Origin of the sequence: Oceanirhabdus seepicola, assembly GCF_023684385.1 — a bacterium.
GTDB lineage: Bacteria > Bacillota > Clostridia > Clostridiales > Clostridiaceae > Oceanirhabdus > Oceanirhabdus seepicola.
Genome location: NZ_JAGSOJ010000001.1, coordinates 1 through 18,286, shown reverse-complemented (window position 1 = coordinate 18,286; position 18,286 = coordinate 1). Strand labels below are relative to the sequence as shown.

Here is an 18,286-nt window from a genome sequence, read left to right as displayed (position 1 = left end):
AATCAAGATGAATGAAGAAATTAAGATTCTGATATTCTGTATTAACAATGAATATTATGCAGCAGATATAATGGAAGTGGAGAGAATTTTAGGATATGAAGTGCCTACTCCTCTGCCGGATTCACCGCCTTTTATAGAGGGAGTAAGAAATTATGAAGGTAGTATCCTGCCGATTTTGAAGCTTTCTAAGAGGTTTTCACTTGTGGAAGATAAAACGAAAGATATTAATGATTCAAAAGTTATAGTTGCAAAAGACGGAAATAGCAAATTAGGTATACTTGTTGATGTTGTCAGTGAAGTAAGAGATATTAAAATAGAAAATATCGAAGAGCCACCTGAAATAATGAAAGGTATTTCCAAGAGATACATGAAAGGGCTAATTAAATTTGAAGAAAAAATTATTATTTTCTTGAATTTAAAATCAATACTTACAGATGATGAAAAGAAAGCTATAGAAGGATAGTATGGATTCTGTACAATTAAGGGTTGGAATTGGTGATTGTAAAATTACTAAATCTCCAAATACTATAATAACTGTAGGTTTAGGCTCTTGTGTAGGTATCGCTCTTTACGATAATAGGAGAAAAATTGGGGGGTTAGCACATATAATGCTGCCTGACAGTACTCAGTTTTCTAATACAACTAACAAATACAAATTTGCAGATCTTGCTATAAAAGACCTTTATAATGAAATGTTGAAATTAGGTGCATTCAAGAATAATATAGTTGCAAAGGTTGCAGGTGGTGCTTCTATGTTTAATTTCAGCGATAAAAAAATGGTTATGGATATTGGTGAAAGAAACTGTGTTGCAGTTAAAAAGCAATTAAATGATTTGGGAATACAAATAATTTCTGAAGAATTAAGAGGAAACAGAGGAAGAACAATGATACTAGATGCCAATGATGGTAATGTATCAATAAAAACAGTAGGTGAAGGAATTAAGGTAATCTGATGGAGTGATTTTAATGGAAAAAAGGAAAATACTAGTGGTTGATGATTCTGCTTTGATGAGAAAAATTATAAGTGATATGATTAACGAAGAAGCTGATCTTGAGGTTATTGATAAAGTTAGAAATGGTGAAGAATTGTTTAAAAAACTTGAAACAGTTAAACCAGATTTGATTACACTAGATATTGAGATGCCAAAGATGAATGGAATTGAAGCTCTAAAGGAGCTGGAGAAAAGGAAAATTAATATTCCTGTAATTGTTTTAAGTAGTGTTTCCGAAAGAGCTAAAAGGTTAACAATTGATTGCCTTCATGGAGGTGCATTTGACTTTATAGAAAAGCCATCAGGTTCAATATCATTAGATATTAATACTGTTAAAGGGCGATTAGTGAAACAAATCAGAGCTGCAACAAACAATAAGAAAAGTATTAGTTACGAAAGAAAAAGAACATTCACAAAAAAGACTGAAAGTAGCTTTGTGAATAAAAAAGATTTAGCTAAAAAAGATATTAAAACGGTAGTGATTGGAGCATCAACTGGAGGCCCTAAAGCTTTATACAATGTTTTAACTGAATTACCATTTATTCTAGGTGTACCAGTTTTTGTAGTTCAACATATGCCAATAGGATTTACGAAGGCATTTGCAGAAAGGTTAAACACTAATTGTAAAATGAAAGTTGTAGAGGGATATGATGGATGTCCTATAGAAAAAGATACAGTATATATAGCACAAGGTGGCAGTCATATGGAAGTTCAAGGTGGTCATATAAGGTTAAATAAAGAACCTACTATGTGGGGAGTTAGACCAGCTGTTGATAAACTCTTTGAATCTGCTATAAAAGAATACAATGGGAAAATATTAAGTGTTGTATTAACTGGTATGGGAAAAGATGGTGCACAAGGTACTGAGAAAGTAAAGGACGCAGGTGGTTATACTATTTCAGAATCACAAGAGACATGTACCATATATGGAATGCCAAAAGCTGCTTTCGAAACAGGAAAGGTTGATGAAGTTTTACCACTGGAGAAAATAGCTGATAAAATAGTATCTATGACAAGGCGGAAAACATTATGAATCTAGAATATTTCAAAAAATGGGTTAAAGATGAGTTGAAAATTGATTTAACAGCATATAAAGAGACTCAATTACACAGAAGGTTATTAAGTCTCATGTCAAGGATTGGTGTTAAAACAGTCGATGAATACATAAAACTTTTGAAAACAGACAAAGACCAGAGACAAAAATTTCTGGATTTTGTCACAATAAATGTTACTGAGTTTTTTAGAAATCCTGATATTTTTGATGAATTTAATAATATTTTAATAAAGGAAGCAAGAAGTAAACAAAAGTTGAAAATATGGAGCGCTGCTTGTTCAATTGGTGCGGAACCATATTCTATAGCAATGATTCTAAACAGTAATAATGCTGGGAAAGGTCATAAAATTATCGCTACAGATATTGATGCAACTATTTTGGATAAAGCCAGAGCTGGTGTGTTTAATGAAAATGAAATAAAAAATATTGATAGTAATTTGCTTTCTAAGTACTTCTCTAAGGAAGATTCAAAATATGTTATTAGTCCTTCAATTAAAAGTATGATAACTTTCAAAAAGCATGACCTCATACTGGGATCTTATGAAAAAGATTTTGATGTTATAGTATGTAGGAACGTTGTTATATATTTTAAGCAGGAGATAAAAGATAAAATTTATCAGAAGTTTTCACAATCCCTGAAAAGTGGGGGATTACTCTTTGTAGGAGCCACTGAGAGCATATATAATTATAGAGACTTTGGATTTGAGAAAGCATCTACATTTATTTATAAAAAGTTATAAAGGAGGAAACTGTATGGATACATCCCAATACCTTTCAATGTTTTTAGAGGAATCAATCGAAAATTTGCAGATATTAAATGACTCGATTTTAGAGTTAGAACAGAATCCTGATGATATTGATAAAGTAAATGAGATATTTAGGGTTGCACATACATTAAAAGGAATGTCTGCAACTATGGGATATGTTAAAATTTCAGAACTAACACATAAAATGGAAGATGTTCTTACAAAATTCAGAGAAGGAGAGCTTAAAGTAACACAAAAAATGGTTACTGTACTCTTTAAATGTCTAGATACTTTGGAAATTATGGTGAACAATATTTCAGAAGGTGTAGAAGATAATACTGATATTCAAGAATTAATGGATTCTCTTAAGGAAGTAGCTGTTATTCAGTGTGAATCTGATGCTGCAAAAGAAGTTGCTGTTACAATAGAGAATGAAGAAGAAAAAGATTTTATGGAGTACAATGATGTGATGGATTTAAATGAATATGATTTAAATGTTATGAAACAAGCATTAACAAAAGAATTTTCATCATATTACCTAAAAGTTACTTTTGATAGTAATACACTTTTAAAATCAGCTAGAGCATTCTTAGTATTTAAAGCATTAGAGGAATATGGAGAAATAATAAAATCTAATCCTAATGCTGAAGATATTGAAAATGAAAACTTTGAGTTTGATATTGAACTTGTTTATCTTTCAAAATCTGAATCTGAAGCTATTGAAAAAACAGTTTTATCTATTTCTGAGATTGATAATGTGGAAATAAAAAAAATAAATCTTGAAAAGAGTAGTATAAAACATGATATAATAAATAAGGAAATTGAGATAAAAGAAAAAAACAATGTTGAAGAAACCTTAAATAATAATCAACCTTTGAAAAAAGCTCAAGTTAATAAAACAACAGAGAAAAAATCAAAGGAAGATGACAAAACAGTTGCAAAGAAAAAGGTACATCAATCTGTAAGGGTCGACCTTGAGAGATTGGATAATTTCTTAACAATGGTTTCTGAATTAGTAATTCATAGGACAAGACTTGAACAGATTTCAAGTAACCACAAATTAAATGATTTAAATGAGACTCTTGAACAGATAGCTAGAACAACATCTGATTTACAAGATCTTGTTATGAAAATCAGAATGTTACCACTTGATGTTGTTTTCAATAGATTCCCTAGAATGATAAGAGATTTATCTGTTGAATTGGACAAGGAAATTGAGTTTTCAATTTATGGTGCAGACACAGAACTTGATAGGACTGTAATAGATGAGATTGGTGATCCTCTTTTACATCTTTTGAGAAATGCAGCAGATCACGGGGTTGAAAGTCAACAAGAAAGAATTGCTAATGGTAAAAGTAAAAAAGGACATATTAAACTTAGTGCATACCCAGAAGGTACTAAAGCCGTAATAAAGGTTGAAGACGATGGAGCAGGTCTTGATGTGGAAAGAATCAGGATGAAAGCAGAAGAAAAGGGTATAAATACTGAAAATATGTCTGAAAGTGATATTAAGAATCTAATATTCGCACAAGGATTTAGTACAAGTGAGCAAGTGACTGATGTTTCAGGTAGAGGAGTAGGTATGGATGTTGTTAAGACTAAAATAGCTTCTCTTGGTGGAACTGTTGATGTTATTAGTGAACTTGGTAAAGGGACAACTTTTATAATAAGATTACCTCTTACACTTCAAATTATTCAAGCATTACTTGTTAAAATAGGTGATGAGACTATGGCTATATCTTTAGGATATATTGATAGAGTACTTGATTATGAAGAAAACATGATAAAGAGAACTAATAATAAAGAGGTTATGATTTTTAATGAGAATGTAATTCCGTTAATAAGAGTGAACGAAGTTCTGGATATTGATCATAATGAAGAGAGTAAGGATTATGTTGTAATTGTAAAAGTTGGTGAAAAAAGTGTTGGTTTATTGGTTAATGGATTATTAGGGCAACAAGAAATAGTAATAAAACCTTTAGGAAAAACATTACAAAATCTTAAAGAGTATATAGGTGCTACAATTTTAGGTGATGGATTAGTTACATTAATCTTAGATGTAGCAGCATTAATCTAAGGAGGACTTTGATGGACTATAGTAAACTTTCAAATATGCAACTTGATGCTTTGAGAGAAATTGGTAACATAGGGGCAGGAAATGCAGCTACAGCGCTTTCACAGTTGTTAGGAAGCAAAGTAGATATGACAGTTCCTAATGTTAATATAGTTTCATTTGATGAGATTTTTTCTAGAATAGGTGGAGAAGAAGTTGTGCTTGGTGTAATTGTTAGAGTGCTAGGTGATACACCGGGTAACATATTATTTATTTTCACTAGAGAGACTGGGATGGATTTAATTAAGCAATTAACCCATAAAGAAGAAGAAGAAATTTCAGAGATGGGAGCATCAGTTCTCTGCGAAATAGGAAATATTATTTCTGGTTCATATATGAATGCAATTAGTAAATTCACTAATTTGCTTATAATGCCGTCAGTACCAGCAGTTACATTTGATATGCTTGGGGCGATATTATCAACTACATTTATCGAATCAGAACAATTTGATGAATGTGTTTTAGATATTGAGACTACATTCATGCAAGATGATACAGAAATTCAAGGGTATTTTTACTATATCCCTATGCCGGGGTCTTTAGAAAAAATGCTTAGTTCACTAGGAGTAAAATAATGGAGGTTATGAAAAATGGCTAGAGTATTAATAGTTGACGACGCTGCGTTTATGAGAATGATGATTAAGGATATTTTAGAGAAAAATGGATTTGAGGTTGTAGGACAAGCTGCTAACGGAGTTCAAGCTGTTGAACTTTATAAACAGGAGAAACCAGATGTAGTAACTATGGACATAACAATGCCTGATATGGATGGGATTGAAGCTGTGAAGAACATTAAGGCTTTTGAACCAAATGCTAAAATAATAATGTGTTCTGCAATGGGACAACAAACTATGGTAATGGATGCTATTAGAGCAGGAGCTAAAGATTTCATAGTAAAACCTTTCCAAGCAGACAGGGTATTAGAAGCTATTAAAAAAGTCATTGGATAAGGAGTGATTTTGTGCAAGTTATCATTTTTAATTTAGGTGAAGAACAATTTGCCGTAAAAACTGAGGTAGTGCAGAACATTACAGATATGATGGAAGTAACGCGTGTACCTAAAGCTCCTAAGTATATTAAAGGTTTAATAAATCTTAGAGGTAATATAATATCACTTTTAGATTTAAATTTACTTTTGGATGTTAAAGGGAAAAAAGAAGAACATGATAGTACTATCATTATTAAAATAGGTGATGAAGCTGTTGGTATTGCAGTAGATACTGTTGAAGAAGTTTTGGATATAGAAGAATCTATTATTGAAAATTTCGAAGAAAATAGAGAAAAAAATTATATCAGGGGTGTACTTAATTTTAATGATAGGATAGTTACTTTAATAGATGTAGGTAGATTAATAAATTAAGGAATGAGGTAATAGTATGTCAGAAGTTTTATCTCAGAACGAAATAGATTCGTTGCTATCCGCATTATCTACCGGTGAAATAGAAGCAGAAAGTCTTGTCGCGGTAGAGGAAGAAAGAAAGATAAAAGTTTACGACTTTAAAACTCCTAATAAATTTTCTAAAGAACACTTAAGGACGTTAGAGTTGATACATGAGAATTTTGCTAGAATTATCTCAACATACCTTTCGGGGCAAATTAGAAAAAGTGTGAAAATTAAAATCGAAACAATGCAACAGTTTACGTATGAAGAATTTATTAGGAATATAGCTAACCCTACAGTGTTGACGATTTTTAGATTGTTTCCTTTAGAAGGAAATCTTTTGTTTGAAACTAATCCAGACTACGTTTATCAGATTCTAGATATTCTTTTAGGTGGAACAGGTGATAAGAAATTTAAGAGCAAAGAATTCACTGATATAGAGAAAAATATAATTACTAGAATGAATGAAGGGCTCATTTCTAATCTGAAATTAGCATGGGAAGATGTCCTGGAAGTAGAGTCTGAGGTTGTAGGGGTAGAGACAAATCCAGCGTTAAATCAAACATTGGCACCTAATGAATCCGTTGCATTAATAACTTTTTCAGTTGATCTTGGGAAAAATCATACATTTATTAATTTATGTATTCCCTTCTTAAGTGTTGAAAAGATTTTGGATAAATTAGAAGTTCAGTATTGGTTTAGAGGTAGGAATGAAGCAGATAAACTTGAATCTAAAACTAAGATAAAAGAAAGATTGAATGGTGTTAATATAGAATTGACTGGAGTGTTAGGGGATTCTAACATAAATGTACAAGATTTCTTAAGTTTAAAAGCTGGAGATGTTCTGACTCTTAATAAAAAATCAACTGAACCTGTTAAGGTGAAAATTATGAATAAAACATATTTTTACGGTAAGCCAGGTATTATTGGAAAGAGCAGAGGGATTCAAGTGCTAGATATTATAGATAAGGATGTGGAAGAAAATGAATAATGGGTTTCTGTCACAGGAAGAAATAGATGCTCTTTTAGGTGGAGATAATGAAACTAGCGAAGATAGTAATGCCTCTCTAGACAATGAGGTTGAAGAAATTTTAACTGATCTTGAAAAAGATGTTTTAGGTGAGGTTGGAAATATATCAATGGGATCAGCATCAACTGCATTATCACAGATTATTGGACAGAAGGTTAATATTACTACTCCAGTAGTTGCTCCGACAAATTTAGGGGAAATTAAATCAGGTTTTGAAACACCAAATATTGCACTTGATGTTCAATATACTAGCGGTATTGTGGGAAGTAATTTGCTTTTAATGAAGGTATCTGATGCAGCTGTAGTTGCTAATCTCATGATGGGTGGAGATGGTATTGTTGGTGTTGCCAGTGAGTTGTCTGAAATTGAAATAAGTGCAGTTTAAGAAGCTATGAATCAAATGATTGGTTCAGCAGCTACTTCTATGGCTACAATGTTTGCTAGAGAAGTTAATATATCACCTCCAGTATCAAAGGTTTGTGATGATACATCACCAATATCAGGTGAACTTACAGATGATGAACCAGTGGTCCAAGTATTATTTAAATTAGCTATAGGAGAACTTGTGGATAGTAATATAATGCAAATTCTTCCGATTAAAACAGCTAGAAAAATAATTGCTATTATGATGGGTACTGATGGGGAAGTTGAAACAGAGACTACTGTTCAAGCAAAAGGAATTGAAGAAAATGTTTCTCAAATTCCTGTGAACAATAATCCTCAACCACAGGTTGAAAATAATAATCCTCAAGGTATGCAGTATAATCAGCCTGTATATCAACAACAGCAACCACAGAACAATGGTGGGATGATGGGAAGTAATAATATGTATGATAATATGCCGCCTGCTCAACCAGTGAATGTTCAATCAGCATCATTTCAGCAACTTAATGATGGAAGAATGGCTTCTCAGCCACAAAATATTGATTTAATATTAGATGTTCCTCTTGAGGTTTCAGTTGTTCTTGGTAGATCTAAGTTGAATATAAAAGATGTCCTTGAGCTGGGAACAGGTTCGTTAATAGAGTTGGATAAGTTAACAGAAGAGCCAGTTGAAGTTCTTATTAACGGTAAGAAAGTAGCTTACGGCGAAGTAGTTGTTGTTGATGAGAATTTTGGGGTTAGAATTACTAATATTGTAAGTAATGAAGATAGAATTAAAAGTCTAGGGAGATAGATGAAAACAGAGAATAGAGAATAAAGAACAAAGAATAAATTTGGTTGATATTCTTCATTCTTCAGAATATCTTTAATTTAGTTTTGAGATAAGCGAAAAACTAAATTAAAGATATATTTATTAGAATAAGCTCACAAGGGAATCCTTCTCTTGTGAGCTTATTGTTTTTTAAAATTAAATAATAGTATCAATAAAATCTAAAGGAAACTTATAAACTTTGAAGGATAAATTACGATAATAGTATTAGAAAATAAAAAAAGAAATAAATATCTGAGGTGTGGATATGAAAATTAATGGAATTAGAGCAAATTATGTTAATCAATACTATAGTAAAAATGTTAATAAGAGTACTAATACGCAAATCAGAAATGAGAAAGATAAAATTCAAATCTCTGAAATAGGTAGGAAACTAAGTAAAATAGATTCTCTAAACAAGGAAGATAGAGAAAAACTGGTTAGTGAGATTAAAGAAAAAGTTCAGAATGGAACATACAAAGTTGATAGCAAACTTCTTGCTAAAAAGATAATGGGTCACATTAAGGGAGAGGAAGTTTAGTTTATTTTTCTTATGTACCTTAGTTAGGAGGAAATAATGAGAGATAAGATATTTGAAATCATGAATATGGAACACGATGCATTGGAGAATTTGCTAAATTTACTTGAAGAACAACATAGATATATTGCAAGTGATTCATTGTTAGAGATGGAAGAGTGCGTTAAGAAGATTCAGAGCGCATCAAAGAGCATTGCTGAAATTGAGATGGAAAGAAGAAGTTTGCTAGGTGAGATTAGTATGAAATCTGTTGTAAATGAGATTGGAGACTCTAAGTTAAGTGAGCTTTATAAAGATATCAGAAGGCAGTTAGAGTCCTTAAGCATGCAAAAGGAAACAAATGATTTGATTCTTAAGCAGAAGCTAAGTTTTACTAATCAACTGTTGAATGCTATGAAACCTAACAGTAGAAGAACTAATGTATATAATTCGTATGGTAAAGTGAAGAGGTGATATTATGTCAGGATTATTATCAATTTTTAATGTAGCAAAAAGAGGAATGTCTGCTCAGCAATATTCGATAGGAATTACTAATCACAATGTTGCTAATGCAAATACAGAAGGATATTCGAGACAAAGAGCACAGTTGCAAACTTCAAATCCGTTTATGGCACCATCAATGAACTCATATATTGGACCTGGTCAACTTGGTACAGGAGTTGAAGTTGCAACAGTACAGAGAGTAAGAAATGAATTCATAGATTTCCAAATAAGAGGTGAGCTGAGTACACAGGGTAAGTATGAGGCGAGAGAAGCATTGTTAAGTGAGGTTGAAAATATTTATAATGAACCTTCAGATACTGGAATTTCAGGTCTTTTAGGTAAGTTCTATGACTCATGGCAACAACTTTCAAAACAACCACAGAGCTCAAATGCAAGAACAGTTGTTGCACAACAGTCAAAAGCACTTGCAGATGAACTTAATCATAACTATAATCAGTTGAATAAATTAAAAGAGAATACTAATCTTCAAATAAAGGAAAGTGTTTTTCGAGTTAATAATGTTCTAGAACAGATTGATGACTTAAATCAGCAGATTATAAGTGTTAAGGTTTCTGAACAAGAACCTAATGATTTAATGGATAGAAGAGATCTACTGATAGATGAATTGAGTTCTTTATTAAATGTTGATGTTAAAAAGCAGAGCTTTTATGGACAGGATATAACAGCTCAAGATTCCACTACAATACCAGGAGGAGCTGAAAAACTTCTAGTTAGAAAAGATCCGAATATGTCTGTTTCTAGATTTACGTATATAAGTGGAGTTACTGTTAAAGGTGATAAAATGACATTAGAAACATATAAACTTGGGAATTCTAATGAGGTTGGTGAGCCTATTACAGTTGATCTTTCAGCAATTGATCCAAAAGATAGGGATGAAGTGATAAGACAGATTAAAGAAACAAGGGTTTTATGGGCAAATCAAGAAGGGACATCTTATGCTGAACTTAATGGCGCAAGTTCAATTGTAGTAACAAAAGATGATTTCAGAAGTAAACTTGGATTATTTGAACCATCAAAAGGAAAATTAAATGGACTTCAGTCGGTTCAAGAAGATGTAGATAAATATATGGAGCGTATGGATAAGCTAGCAAAAGGATTGGCTATGGCTGTAAATAGTATTCATAGTGGGGTAACAGAAATTCCAGATGAAGAGGAACTCAAAAAATTATCATTAAGCGACTATAAGGATGCTGATGGGAAGTTAATTACGGTAGTAGTAAATAAAAAGGATGATGCTGGAAATGTGGTTCCGCATTCCTATAAAATGGATTTTCTTCCGTTCTTTATCAATGGAGAAGAGGCAGAATATGATGAAAATGGAAATATGACGAATCTTAAAACAATACTTATGAGTGAAGATGAGATTACAGCTGGTAATATTACAATAAATGAAGAAATTCTTAAAGATGTTATGAAGATAAAGACAAAAACTGATGATGACGACTATTCATATACTGAAAATAATAAAGAAAATGGAAATACTGATGGTAATAGAGCTCTGACAATAGCTCAACTTCGTAATGCGTTTATGAAGATTGGAGATGTTGAAGGGGAAATGACCAGAGAATTTTTCATATCCAAGTGTACTGGAGATGGAACAACGGGGGGATTAGTTGAGAACTCTGTTGGTGTTAAAACTATAAAAAATAACACTTCTGGGATGACATCAGATAATTATTTTAAAGATGTTATTGATGAACTTGGTATACAGACTCAAGAAGCAAAGAGAATTGGTTTAAATCAAACAACTTTAATTTCAGGCTTTCAACAAGCTAAAGAATCTGTTTCAGGTGTATCATTAGATGAAGAAATGGCAAGTTTAATACAATATCAGCATGCTTATTCAGCAAATGCTAAGATCGTTTCAACAGTTGATGAATTACTTGATGTTGTTATTAATGGTTTAAAAAGATAGTAAATATTCTAATATAGGTTGGTGATAAAATGAGAGTTACAAATAAAATGATGTCGAATAATTTCTTAAGGGATATGAACTACAACCTTAAGAATATGCAGCGTCTTCAAACGCAATTGACAACTGGTAAAGAGTTTAAGAAGCCTTCAGATGATCCTTTTAAAGTAGCTAGATCAATGCAGCTATATTCTGATATAGGTGCAAATAAACAATACAATGAGAATGTAAAAGATACTATTAATTGGCTAGATACCACAGATACAGCTACTGGACAAGCAAACAATGTATTCCAGAGAGTGCATGAGTTGATGATTTCAGCTGGTAATGGTGGTTACAGTGATAATGAGAGAAGAGCTATTAAAGATGAGATAAATGAGAGAATATCTGAGTTCTCACAAATATTAAATACCAGTTTTGATGGAAAGTTTATATTTGGGGGGAGTAGAGGAACTGTTAAACCTACAGATGTTACGGGGGGGATTCAGTATAAGAATGCTCCAGTGATTAAAGTGGATAAAATCTCTGAGTGGCAGGGGAAAAAACTGTCAGTTAAAGTTGCTGGCGGTGCTTCTGTAGAAGTGGATATACCTGCTGATATTAAATCAGTGCATGATATTGCTAATAAGATAAATGATGAGCTAGAAAAACATAATATTACTGAACTTGAGGTTAAATCTGACTTTAATGAGAAGTCCCTTACTTTTATAGCTAATAAAGATAAAATAAATGCTGTATCAGTAACTGCGGTTTCGCCTGACGTCATTCTTGATATAAAAGGTAAACTTGACCCTGTAGATAAGGCGGATAAAATCGATAGTGGTAATATACAGCTTGAGTATTATTCAAATGAAAATGATGAAGTTACTGATGCAGAGCGAAAAATGATTGGAGATAAATTAAACATAGAAATTTCAACAGGAGTTACTGTAGGATATAATGTGACAGCTTCGGAAATACTAGAATTTAAGAATAGTGAGGGCGAAAGCAAGAATGCTATAGATATTTTAAATTCCTTGGTAAATCATTTGGATGGTAAAACAGCTGATGGAGCTGAAGCGGGTAGTATTGATAGTATTAAAGAACTTTTAAATGGAGATTTAAAAGATGTTAAAGATATTTTGGAAAATCTTACTAAGTTAAGATCTAGAGTTGGAGCAATGCAGAATAGAATGGAAGGTGCTCAAGTAAGAAATGAAGAAGAGAACTTTAATATAAAAGAGATATTATCAAAAACTGAGGACATTGATATAGCAGAAAAGACTATGGAATATGCAACAATGCAGACAGTGTATTTAGCATCACTACAAACTAGTGCTAAGGTTATTCAACCTAGTTTATTAGATTATTTAAGATAGGATGGGTGAGAATATGGAGCTTATATCAAAAGTTCATGGAAAAATTGAGTATACTGAGAATGAAGTAATAAGATTTGGTAAGGGGCTTCTGGGATTTGAAGGATTGAATAATTTTATTATTAAAGAAATTGAAGGAAATCCTATATTTAAATTAATGCATTCTCTTGACAATATGGATGTTGCCTTTGTAATTATTTCAACATTTGAATGTGAGAAACATTATGAAATTAAATTAAATGAAGATACTTTAAGTGGATTACAAATATATGAACCATCAGATGTTGTTCTTTATTCTATAGTTACATTACATTCTGAAATGAAAAATATAACAGCTAATCTTAGAGCACCTCTCGCAGTTAATATAAAAAAGAATTTGGGTGAACAAATAATTATAAATAAAGAAGAATATTTGGTTAAACACCCAATTTTCAAGGGGGTTACAGAGTGCTTGTAATTAAGAGGAAAAAGAATGAGGGACTTCAAATAGGGGAAGATATTACTATTAAAATAGTAGGAATATCAGATAATGCAGTAAAGATTGCTATTGATGCTCCTAAAGAAACTATTATTTTAAGAAGTGAATTATTGGAAGAGGTTATGGATGAAAACAAAAATGCTTTAGTTGGAGATTTGAATTCCTTGAATGCGTTGAAGGATTATAGCAAGTAATGTTTAGGGGGAAGGAATATGGAAATAAATTCAAGGTCGTACTTACGTGGTAATCATTTTAAAAAGAATGAGTATTTGAAGCTTAAAGCTGAAGGGAATGGTGATATTAAAGGTATTAATGTTGATAATGAAAGGTTAAACACAACTATTACTAAAAAAGATAATGTTGAGAATGAAAAGAATTATAAGAGTAATGAGTCAATTTCAGCAGAAGACTTCATAAAAAGTGATAATAAGGAAGAGAAAATTGAGGAAGCGATAGAAATACTTAATAAGCTTCTACATAAGAGAAAAAGTAAGATTGAAGTAGAAAATCATGATTTCTTTAAAAATGACCTTATGATGAAGATAATTGATGAGGAAACAGGAGAAGTTTTGGTGGAAGTTCCACCTAAAAAAATTCTTGATATGATTGCAACTATGGTTGAAATGGCTGAAGGTATTGTCATCGATAAAAAAGCATAGGAGATGTTCTAAGTGGAGCACAAGCTAAATAAAGTTGATGTGGAAATAATTCAGAAAGTAATTGATATCACCAAAGAAGGAAGAGTCCATGGTACACAGAAATCAGAAGAAAGTACTATTAATTATTCAAATAAGAAGTTTACTAATAAAAAATATTCTAATCAGAAGAAACAAAGTTTGAATAGTAAGAGAATAGTAGTAGATGCATATAAAAATAAAAATGAAATTACAATAAATGCAACTAAATATGATAACAATGTTGGTGGAAAATATATTGATAAGAAAAGGTAGTGATATAGATGGCATTTGGATATAATAACGCAGCGAATGCATATAAAACAAACAGTGTAAATTATGCTTCAAAAGAACAATTATTATTAATGCTTATTGATGGTGCTGTTAAGTTTGTAAAAAAGGCCCATAATGATATATTAGAGAAAAGAGTGCAAGAAGCTCATATTAATTTAACTAAAACTCAAAACATTTTTTATGAATTAATGGCAACACTTGACATGAATGCTGCCGGTGAGTGGGGTAAAAATTTATATAATATATATGAATTTATAACTAGAAGACTGGGTGAGGCTAATATGAAAAAGGATGCAAAAATTTTAGAGGAGATAATACCTTTGATAGAAGATATTAGAAATACTTGGTGTGAAGCAGAGAAAATCTCAAGAGGTACTAGATAGATATTACCCCTGATGTTTTTTAGTAATGAATGGGTATATTAGTGTGAGAAAAATTTGTTAATGAGAAAATATATTATTTATAATTTAAAAAGGTGGTGTTGATATGGCTGGTGTTGGAAGTGCTGGGAGTAATTTGATGAGAGTTACTGGTATGGCAACTGGTATGGACACAGATGCTATGGTAAAAGCAATGACAGCTAATTTTCAGTATAAAATTGATAAAGTTAATCAAGAAAAGCAAGTTGTAGAGTGGAGACAGCAGGAATATAGAGATATAATAAAGGATATAAAAGGTTTGCAAGAGTATTTCGATCCAATATCAGATAAAAATATTTTATCTGATGATAAATTTAATCCTATAAAAATTACTAATAGTAATGAGAATGCTGTTGGGTTTTCGGCAAATGCCAAAGCTGAAGAAGGTACTTATAAGATAAATGTAACTAAGTTAGCTAAAGCTGCTACAGTTAATGGAACAGATGTTGCAGCTAATGATGGGACAGCCTCTAAATTAAAGGATATTAATGCAAGTCTAGAAGGTAAAGAAATTACTTTTAATATTAATACTAAGATAGTAAAGATAAACGTAGATGCAGATACATCAATACAAGATGTCTTGGATACTATTAATAATGACTCAAATATATCAGCGGATGTTAACGCTAGTTTTGATGAACTTTCAAAGAAATTTGTTTTTAAGTCTAATGAAACAGGTTCAAATCAAAACTTATCTGTAATCTTAACAGATGATGCTGTGGGCGCGGATTTAGTAAGTTCTTTGGGGTTTGTTGAAGGTGGTGCATCTTCAGATAGTGGTCAAAATGCAGAGTTCACAATAACCTATCCAGATGGAAGAAATGAAAATATAACAAATCAAGAGAAAAATGAATTTACTGCAAATGGTATAACATACGATTTGAAAGCTGCAGGTACTGGTGATACTACTATTACTGTAGAGAAAAATAATGTAGATGCTGTTTTTGATAATATTAAAAGTTTTATAGATGATTACAATGATATTATAGAAAAAATTCAAGATAAACTTACAGAGAAAAAGCAGTATACGTATAAACCATTAAGTGCTGAACAAAAAGAAGCAATGTCAGAAGATGATATAAAGAAGTGGGAAAGTAAAGCAAAACAAGGAATCTTAAATAACGATGAAAATCTTGAAAGATTAATGAGTGGCTTAAGAGGATGTCTTTTTGAAGGTGTATATTCTGATAAGTCAGGAGATGTTAAAAATAAATACAATATGGGTATGTATGGAGAAGGAGCTTTATGGTTAGACACTTCATCAGATATGAAGCAGAATGGAAAGATATTAATTAAAGATGAAACAAAATTTAAAGAAGCAATATCAAATAACATAGAAGAATTTACTAATTTCTTTATTGGAAAATCTTCTACAGAAAATACTGAAGATAAGTATATTGGAACTGATACTTATTATGAAGACGGACTTTTTACAAGAATGGATAATATTATAAGAGATTATGCTGGAGATCCTGGTATAGGGAAAGACGGGGAATCTACATTAAAAGGAACATTGAATATATATGCTAATAAGCAGTATGATTATAGTATTACAGGAGCTTCGGGAAAAAATACAATTCCAGATCAAATTTATAAAAGGACTATAAGTATTGATGAACTTCAAAGAAAATTAATTGATGCAGAAACTAGATATTATACTAAATTTGCTCGACTTGAAAAAGCAATGAATGACATGAATTCTCAAATGAGTAGTTTTAACTCTCAGATGGGAATAAGTTGATAGAAGGATGATTTTATGAATTTAGAAGAGTTATACAAAAAATATAAACAAATTTCTCAGGAAATTATATCTGCATTAGAAAAAGAGGACTTAGATGCTTTGGAAGACTTACTTTTTGAGAGGGAAGAGATACTTAAAAACATAATGTCTAATGAAGTAGAGAAAGAACGACTACAAGAATTATATACTAAATATGATTTGTTTAATATTGATAAGATTATGAAGGAAAAATTTAATGATAAAATCCATATAGTAAAGCAAGAATTAAATAAATTAAGAAAAAGAAAACAAGCAACTAGGGGTTATAATAATTTAAGTGCAAAAGCAGTTTTTTTAAGTAAAAGAAAATGATAATATACTTTGTTTATGTGAAATGAAATATCGAAAACAATATTTTAAAAAGCTAAAAAAGATAGAAAAAAGTATAAAGTAATTCAAAATAGTTGCGATATATATAGTGTAGACAAAATTAACATTAGTTAACTAAGCTTTAAGAGTCAGCGCTGACTTTTAATAATAAATAAGTTGGGGCAAGGATGCCACCTGTAAATTCAAGGAGGAATAAAAATGATTATTAATCACAATCTTAATGCAATGAATGCACACAGAAATATGGGTATGAACATAAATTCAGCTGGAAAGTCTATGGAAAAATTATCTTCTGGTTTAAGAATCAATAAAGCTGGAGATGACGCAGCGGGACTTTCTATCTCGGAAAAAATGAGAGCTCAAATAAGAGGTCTTAATCAAGCATCAAGAAACGCACAAGATGGTATTTCATTAATACAAACAGCAGAAGGTGCATTAAATGAAACTCAAAGCATACTTCAAAGAATGAGAGAATTATCAGTACAAGCATCAAACGATACTAACGTTACAGCTGATAGAACTGCTATAAAATCAGAGATTGACTCATTATCATCAGAAATTGATAGAATAGCAGGTACAACTCAATTTAATGAAAAGAATCTTTTAGATGGAACTCTTACAAGTGGATCAGGTGCTAAACTACAAATAGGAGCTAATTCTGACGCTGCTCTAACATTAGAAGTAGCTATAGAAGATATGGATGCAACAGCTTTAACTGTGAATTCTCTTACAGTTGACACAAATGCAAATGCTAAAACTTCTATTACTAATGTTAATAATGCTATAAAAGCTGTATCAACTCAAAGATCTAAATTAGGTGCGTACCAAAATAGATTAGAACATACAATTTCTAACCTTGATAATGCTTCAGAAAACTTACAAGCAGCAGAATCAAGAGTAAGAGACGTAGATATGGCTAAAGAGATGATGAACTTTAGCAAAAACAATATCTTACAACAAGCAGCACAATCAATGTTAGCACAAGCTAATCAATCTCCACAGGGAGTACTTCAATTATTAAGATAATTATGACATAAATCTTAATAATAAGATTTAATTAAATTAATATAAATATAAATATTTTAACATTGGTAGGCAAGGATGCCACCTGTAAATTCAAGGAGGAATAAAAATGATTATTAATCACAATCTTAATGCAATGAATGCACACAGAAATATGGGTATGAACATAAATTCAGCTGGAAAGTCTATGGAAAAATTATCTTCTGGTTTAAGAATCAATAAAGCTGGAGATGACGCAGCGGGACTTTCTATCTCGGAAAAAATGAGAGCTCAAATAAGAGGTCTTAATCAAGCATCAAGAAACGCACAAGATGGTATTTCATTAATACAAACAGCAGAAGGTGCATTAAATGAAACTCAAAGCATACTTCAAAGAATGAGAGAATTATCAGTACAAGCATCAAACGATACTAACGTTACAGCTGATAGAACTGCTATAAAATCAGAGATTGACTCATTATCATCAGAAAT

General features: G+C 31.3%; 22 protein-coding genes and 1 pseudogene. All 23 read left to right on the top strand.

Annotated elements, in window-relative coordinates; all coding sequences use genetic code 11:
- Positions 1-7 precede the first annotated feature (7 nt).
- Entirely contained in the window at positions 8-463 is a 456-nt protein-coding gene (locus KDK92_RS00115) for a chemotaxis protein CheW (RefSeq protein ID WP_250856898.1), read from the top strand.
- A 1-nt stretch (position 464) separates the two neighbouring features.
- Entirely contained in the window at positions 465-953 is a 489-nt protein-coding gene (locus KDK92_RS00110; RefSeq protein ID WP_250856897.1) for a chemotaxis protein CheD, read from the top strand.
- 13 nt (positions 954-966) lie between these two features.
- Entirely contained in the window at positions 967-2,025 is a 1,059-nt protein-coding gene (locus KDK92_RS00105) for a protein-glutamate methylesterase/protein-glutamine glutaminase (protein ID WP_250856896.1), read from the top strand.
- Complete coding sequence (locus KDK92_RS00100) at positions 2,022-2,786, top strand: CheR family methyltransferase (RefSeq protein ID WP_250856895.1); 765 nt, start codon at positions 2,022-2,024, stop codon at positions 2,784-2,786. The genes KDK92_RS00105 and KDK92_RS00100 overlap by 4 nt, the downstream gene beginning before the upstream one ends.
- A gap of 13 nt (positions 2,787-2,799) precedes the next feature.
- Positions 2,800-4,869, top strand: a complete 2,070-nt coding sequence (locus KDK92_RS00095; RefSeq protein ID WP_250856894.1) for a chemotaxis protein CheA — start codon at positions 2,800-2,802, stop codon at positions 4,867-4,869.
- Between the two features lie 11 nt (positions 4,870-4,880).
- Positions 4,881-5,480: a chemotaxis protein CheC gene (locus tag KDK92_RS00090; protein WP_250856893.1), complete on the top strand. Its 600-nt coding sequence runs from the start codon at positions 4,881-4,883 to the stop codon at positions 5,478-5,480.
- A gap of 15 nt (positions 5,481-5,495) precedes the next feature.
- A complete protein-coding gene (locus tag KDK92_RS00085) occupies positions 5,496-5,855 on the top strand; it encodes a response regulator (RefSeq protein WP_250856892.1) in 360 nt (119 codons plus the stop codon).
- 11 nt (positions 5,856-5,866) lie between these two features.
- Complete coding sequence (locus KDK92_RS00080; protein WP_250856891.1) at positions 5,867-6,265, top strand: chemotaxis protein CheW; 399 nt, start codon at positions 5,867-5,869, stop codon at positions 6,263-6,265.
- Positions 6,266-6,281: 16 nt separating this feature from the next.
- A complete protein-coding gene (gene fliM, locus KDK92_RS00075; RefSeq protein WP_250856890.1) occupies positions 6,282-7,277 on the top strand; it encodes a flagellar motor switch protein FliM in 996 nt (331 codons plus the stop codon).
- A pseudogene (fliY, locus tag KDK92_RS00070) lies at positions 7,270-8,493 on the top strand (flagellar motor switch phosphatase FliY). Before fliM ends, fliY begins: the two are co-directional and overlap by 8 nt.
- A gap of 283 nt (positions 8,494-8,776) precedes the next feature.
- Positions 8,777-9,049, top strand: a complete 273-nt coding sequence (flgM, locus tag KDK92_RS00065) for a flagellar biosynthesis anti-sigma factor FlgM (RefSeq protein ID WP_250856889.1) — start codon at positions 8,777-8,779, stop codon at positions 9,047-9,049.
- A gap of 36 nt (positions 9,050-9,085) precedes the next feature.
- Positions 9,086-9,499: a flagellar export chaperone FlgN gene (flgN, locus tag KDK92_RS00060; protein WP_250856888.1), complete on the top strand. Its 414-nt coding sequence runs from the start codon at positions 9,086-9,088 to the stop codon at positions 9,497-9,499.
- A 4-nt stretch (positions 9,500-9,503) separates the two neighbouring features.
- A complete protein-coding gene (gene flgK, locus KDK92_RS00055; RefSeq protein ID WP_250856887.1) occupies positions 9,504-11,465 on the top strand; it encodes a flagellar hook-associated protein FlgK in 1,962 nt (653 codons plus the stop codon).
- A 29-nt stretch (positions 11,466-11,494) separates the two neighbouring features.
- Positions 11,495-12,820: a flagellar hook-associated protein FlgL gene (flgL, locus tag KDK92_RS00050; protein ID WP_250856886.1), complete on the top strand. Its 1,326-nt coding sequence runs from the start codon at positions 11,495-11,497 to the stop codon at positions 12,818-12,820.
- Positions 12,821-12,833: 13 nt separating this feature from the next.
- Entirely contained in the window at positions 12,834-13,274 is a 441-nt protein-coding gene (gene fliW, locus KDK92_RS00045; RefSeq protein ID WP_250856885.1) for a flagellar assembly protein FliW, read from the top strand.
- Positions 13,265-13,489: a carbon storage regulator CsrA gene (gene csrA, locus KDK92_RS00040; RefSeq protein ID WP_250856884.1), complete on the top strand. Its 225-nt coding sequence runs from the start codon at positions 13,265-13,267 to the stop codon at positions 13,487-13,489. The genes fliW and csrA overlap by 10 nt, the downstream gene beginning before the upstream one ends.
- Before the next feature lie 18 nt (positions 13,490-13,507).
- Entirely contained in the window at positions 13,508-13,954 is a 447-nt protein-coding gene (locus tag KDK92_RS00035) for a flagellar protein FlaG (protein WP_250856883.1), read from the top strand.
- A 12-nt stretch (positions 13,955-13,966) separates the two neighbouring features.
- Complete coding sequence (locus KDK92_RS00030; protein WP_250856882.1) at positions 13,967-14,245, top strand: hypothetical protein; 279 nt, start codon at positions 13,967-13,969, stop codon at positions 14,243-14,245.
- An 8-nt stretch (positions 14,246-14,253) separates the two neighbouring features.
- Complete coding sequence (gene fliS, locus KDK92_RS00025) at positions 14,254-14,646, top strand: flagellar export chaperone FliS (RefSeq protein ID WP_250856881.1); 393 nt, start codon at positions 14,254-14,256, stop codon at positions 14,644-14,646.
- 103 nt (positions 14,647-14,749) lie between these two features.
- On the top strand, positions 14,750-16,423 hold the full coding sequence (gene fliD / locus KDK92_RS00020; RefSeq protein WP_250856880.1) for a flagellar filament capping protein FliD: 1,674 nt from the start codon (positions 14,750-14,752) through the stop codon (positions 16,421-16,423).
- Between the two features lie 15 nt (positions 16,424-16,438).
- On the top strand, positions 16,439-16,774 hold the full coding sequence (fliT, locus tag KDK92_RS00015; RefSeq protein ID WP_250856879.1) for a flagellar protein FliT: 336 nt from the start codon (positions 16,439-16,441) through the stop codon (positions 16,772-16,774).
- Positions 16,775-16,990: 216 nt separating this feature from the next.
- Entirely contained in the window at positions 16,991-17,818 is an 828-nt protein-coding gene (locus KDK92_RS00010) for a flagellin N-terminal helical domain-containing protein (RefSeq protein WP_250856878.1), read from the top strand.
- Between the two features lie 106 nt (positions 17,819-17,924).
- A partial coding sequence (locus KDK92_RS00005; protein ID WP_476739426.1) for a flagellin N-terminal helical domain-containing protein occupies positions 17,925-18,286 on the top strand: 362 nt, incomplete at its 3' end.

Excerpts from the sequence above, each read along its gene's own strand:
- KDK92_RS00115 (WP_250856898.1), top strand. The coding sequence starts at position 8 with ATGAATGAAGAAATTAAGATTCTGATATTCTGTATTAACAATGAATAT.
- KDK92_RS00110 (WP_250856897.1), top strand. The coding sequence starts at position 465 with ATGGATTCTGTACAATTAAGGGTTGGAATTGGTGATTGTAAAATTACT.
- KDK92_RS00105 (WP_250856896.1), top strand. The coding sequence starts at position 967 with ATGGAAAAAAGGAAAATACTAGTGGTTGATGATTCTGCTTTGATGAGA.
- KDK92_RS00100 (WP_250856895.1), top strand. The coding sequence starts at position 2,022 with ATGAATCTAGAATATTTCAAAAAATGGGTTAAAGATGAGTTGAAAATT.
- KDK92_RS00095 (WP_250856894.1), top strand. The coding sequence starts at position 2,800 with ATGGATACATCCCAATACCTTTCAATGTTTTTAGAGGAATCAATCGAA.
- KDK92_RS00090 (WP_250856893.1), top strand. The coding sequence starts at position 4,881 with ATGGACTATAGTAAACTTTCAAATATGCAACTTGATGCTTTGAGAGAA.
- KDK92_RS00085 (WP_250856892.1), top strand. The coding sequence starts at position 5,496 with ATGGCTAGAGTATTAATAGTTGACGACGCTGCGTTTATGAGAATGATG.
- fliM (WP_250856890.1), top strand. The coding sequence starts at position 6,282 with ATGTCAGAAGTTTTATCTCAGAACGAAATAGATTCGTTGCTATCCGCA.
- flgM (WP_250856889.1), top strand. The coding sequence starts at position 8,777 with ATGAAAATTAATGGAATTAGAGCAAATTATGTTAATCAATACTATAGT.
- flgN (WP_250856888.1), top strand. The coding sequence starts at position 9,086 with ATGAGAGATAAGATATTTGAAATCATGAATATGGAACACGATGCATTG.
- flgK (WP_250856887.1), top strand. The coding sequence starts at position 9,504 with ATGTCAGGATTATTATCAATTTTTAATGTAGCAAAAAGAGGAATGTCT.
- flgL (WP_250856886.1), top strand. The coding sequence starts at position 11,495 with ATGAGAGTTACAAATAAAATGATGTCGAATAATTTCTTAAGGGATATG.
- fliW (WP_250856885.1), top strand. The coding sequence starts at position 12,834 with ATGGAGCTTATATCAAAAGTTCATGGAAAAATTGAGTATACTGAGAAT.
- KDK92_RS00035 (WP_250856883.1), top strand. The coding sequence starts at position 13,508 with ATGGAAATAAATTCAAGGTCGTACTTACGTGGTAATCATTTTAAAAAG.
- fliS (WP_250856881.1), top strand. The coding sequence starts at position 14,254 with ATGGCATTTGGATATAATAACGCAGCGAATGCATATAAAACAAACAGT.
- fliD (WP_250856880.1), top strand. The coding sequence starts at position 14,750 with ATGGCTGGTGTTGGAAGTGCTGGGAGTAATTTGATGAGAGTTACTGGT.
- fliT (WP_250856879.1), top strand. The coding sequence starts at position 16,439 with ATGAATTTAGAAGAGTTATACAAAAAATATAAACAAATTTCTCAGGAA.
- KDK92_RS00010 (WP_250856878.1), top strand. The coding sequence starts at position 16,991 with ATGATTATTAATCACAATCTTAATGCAATGAATGCACACAGAAATATG.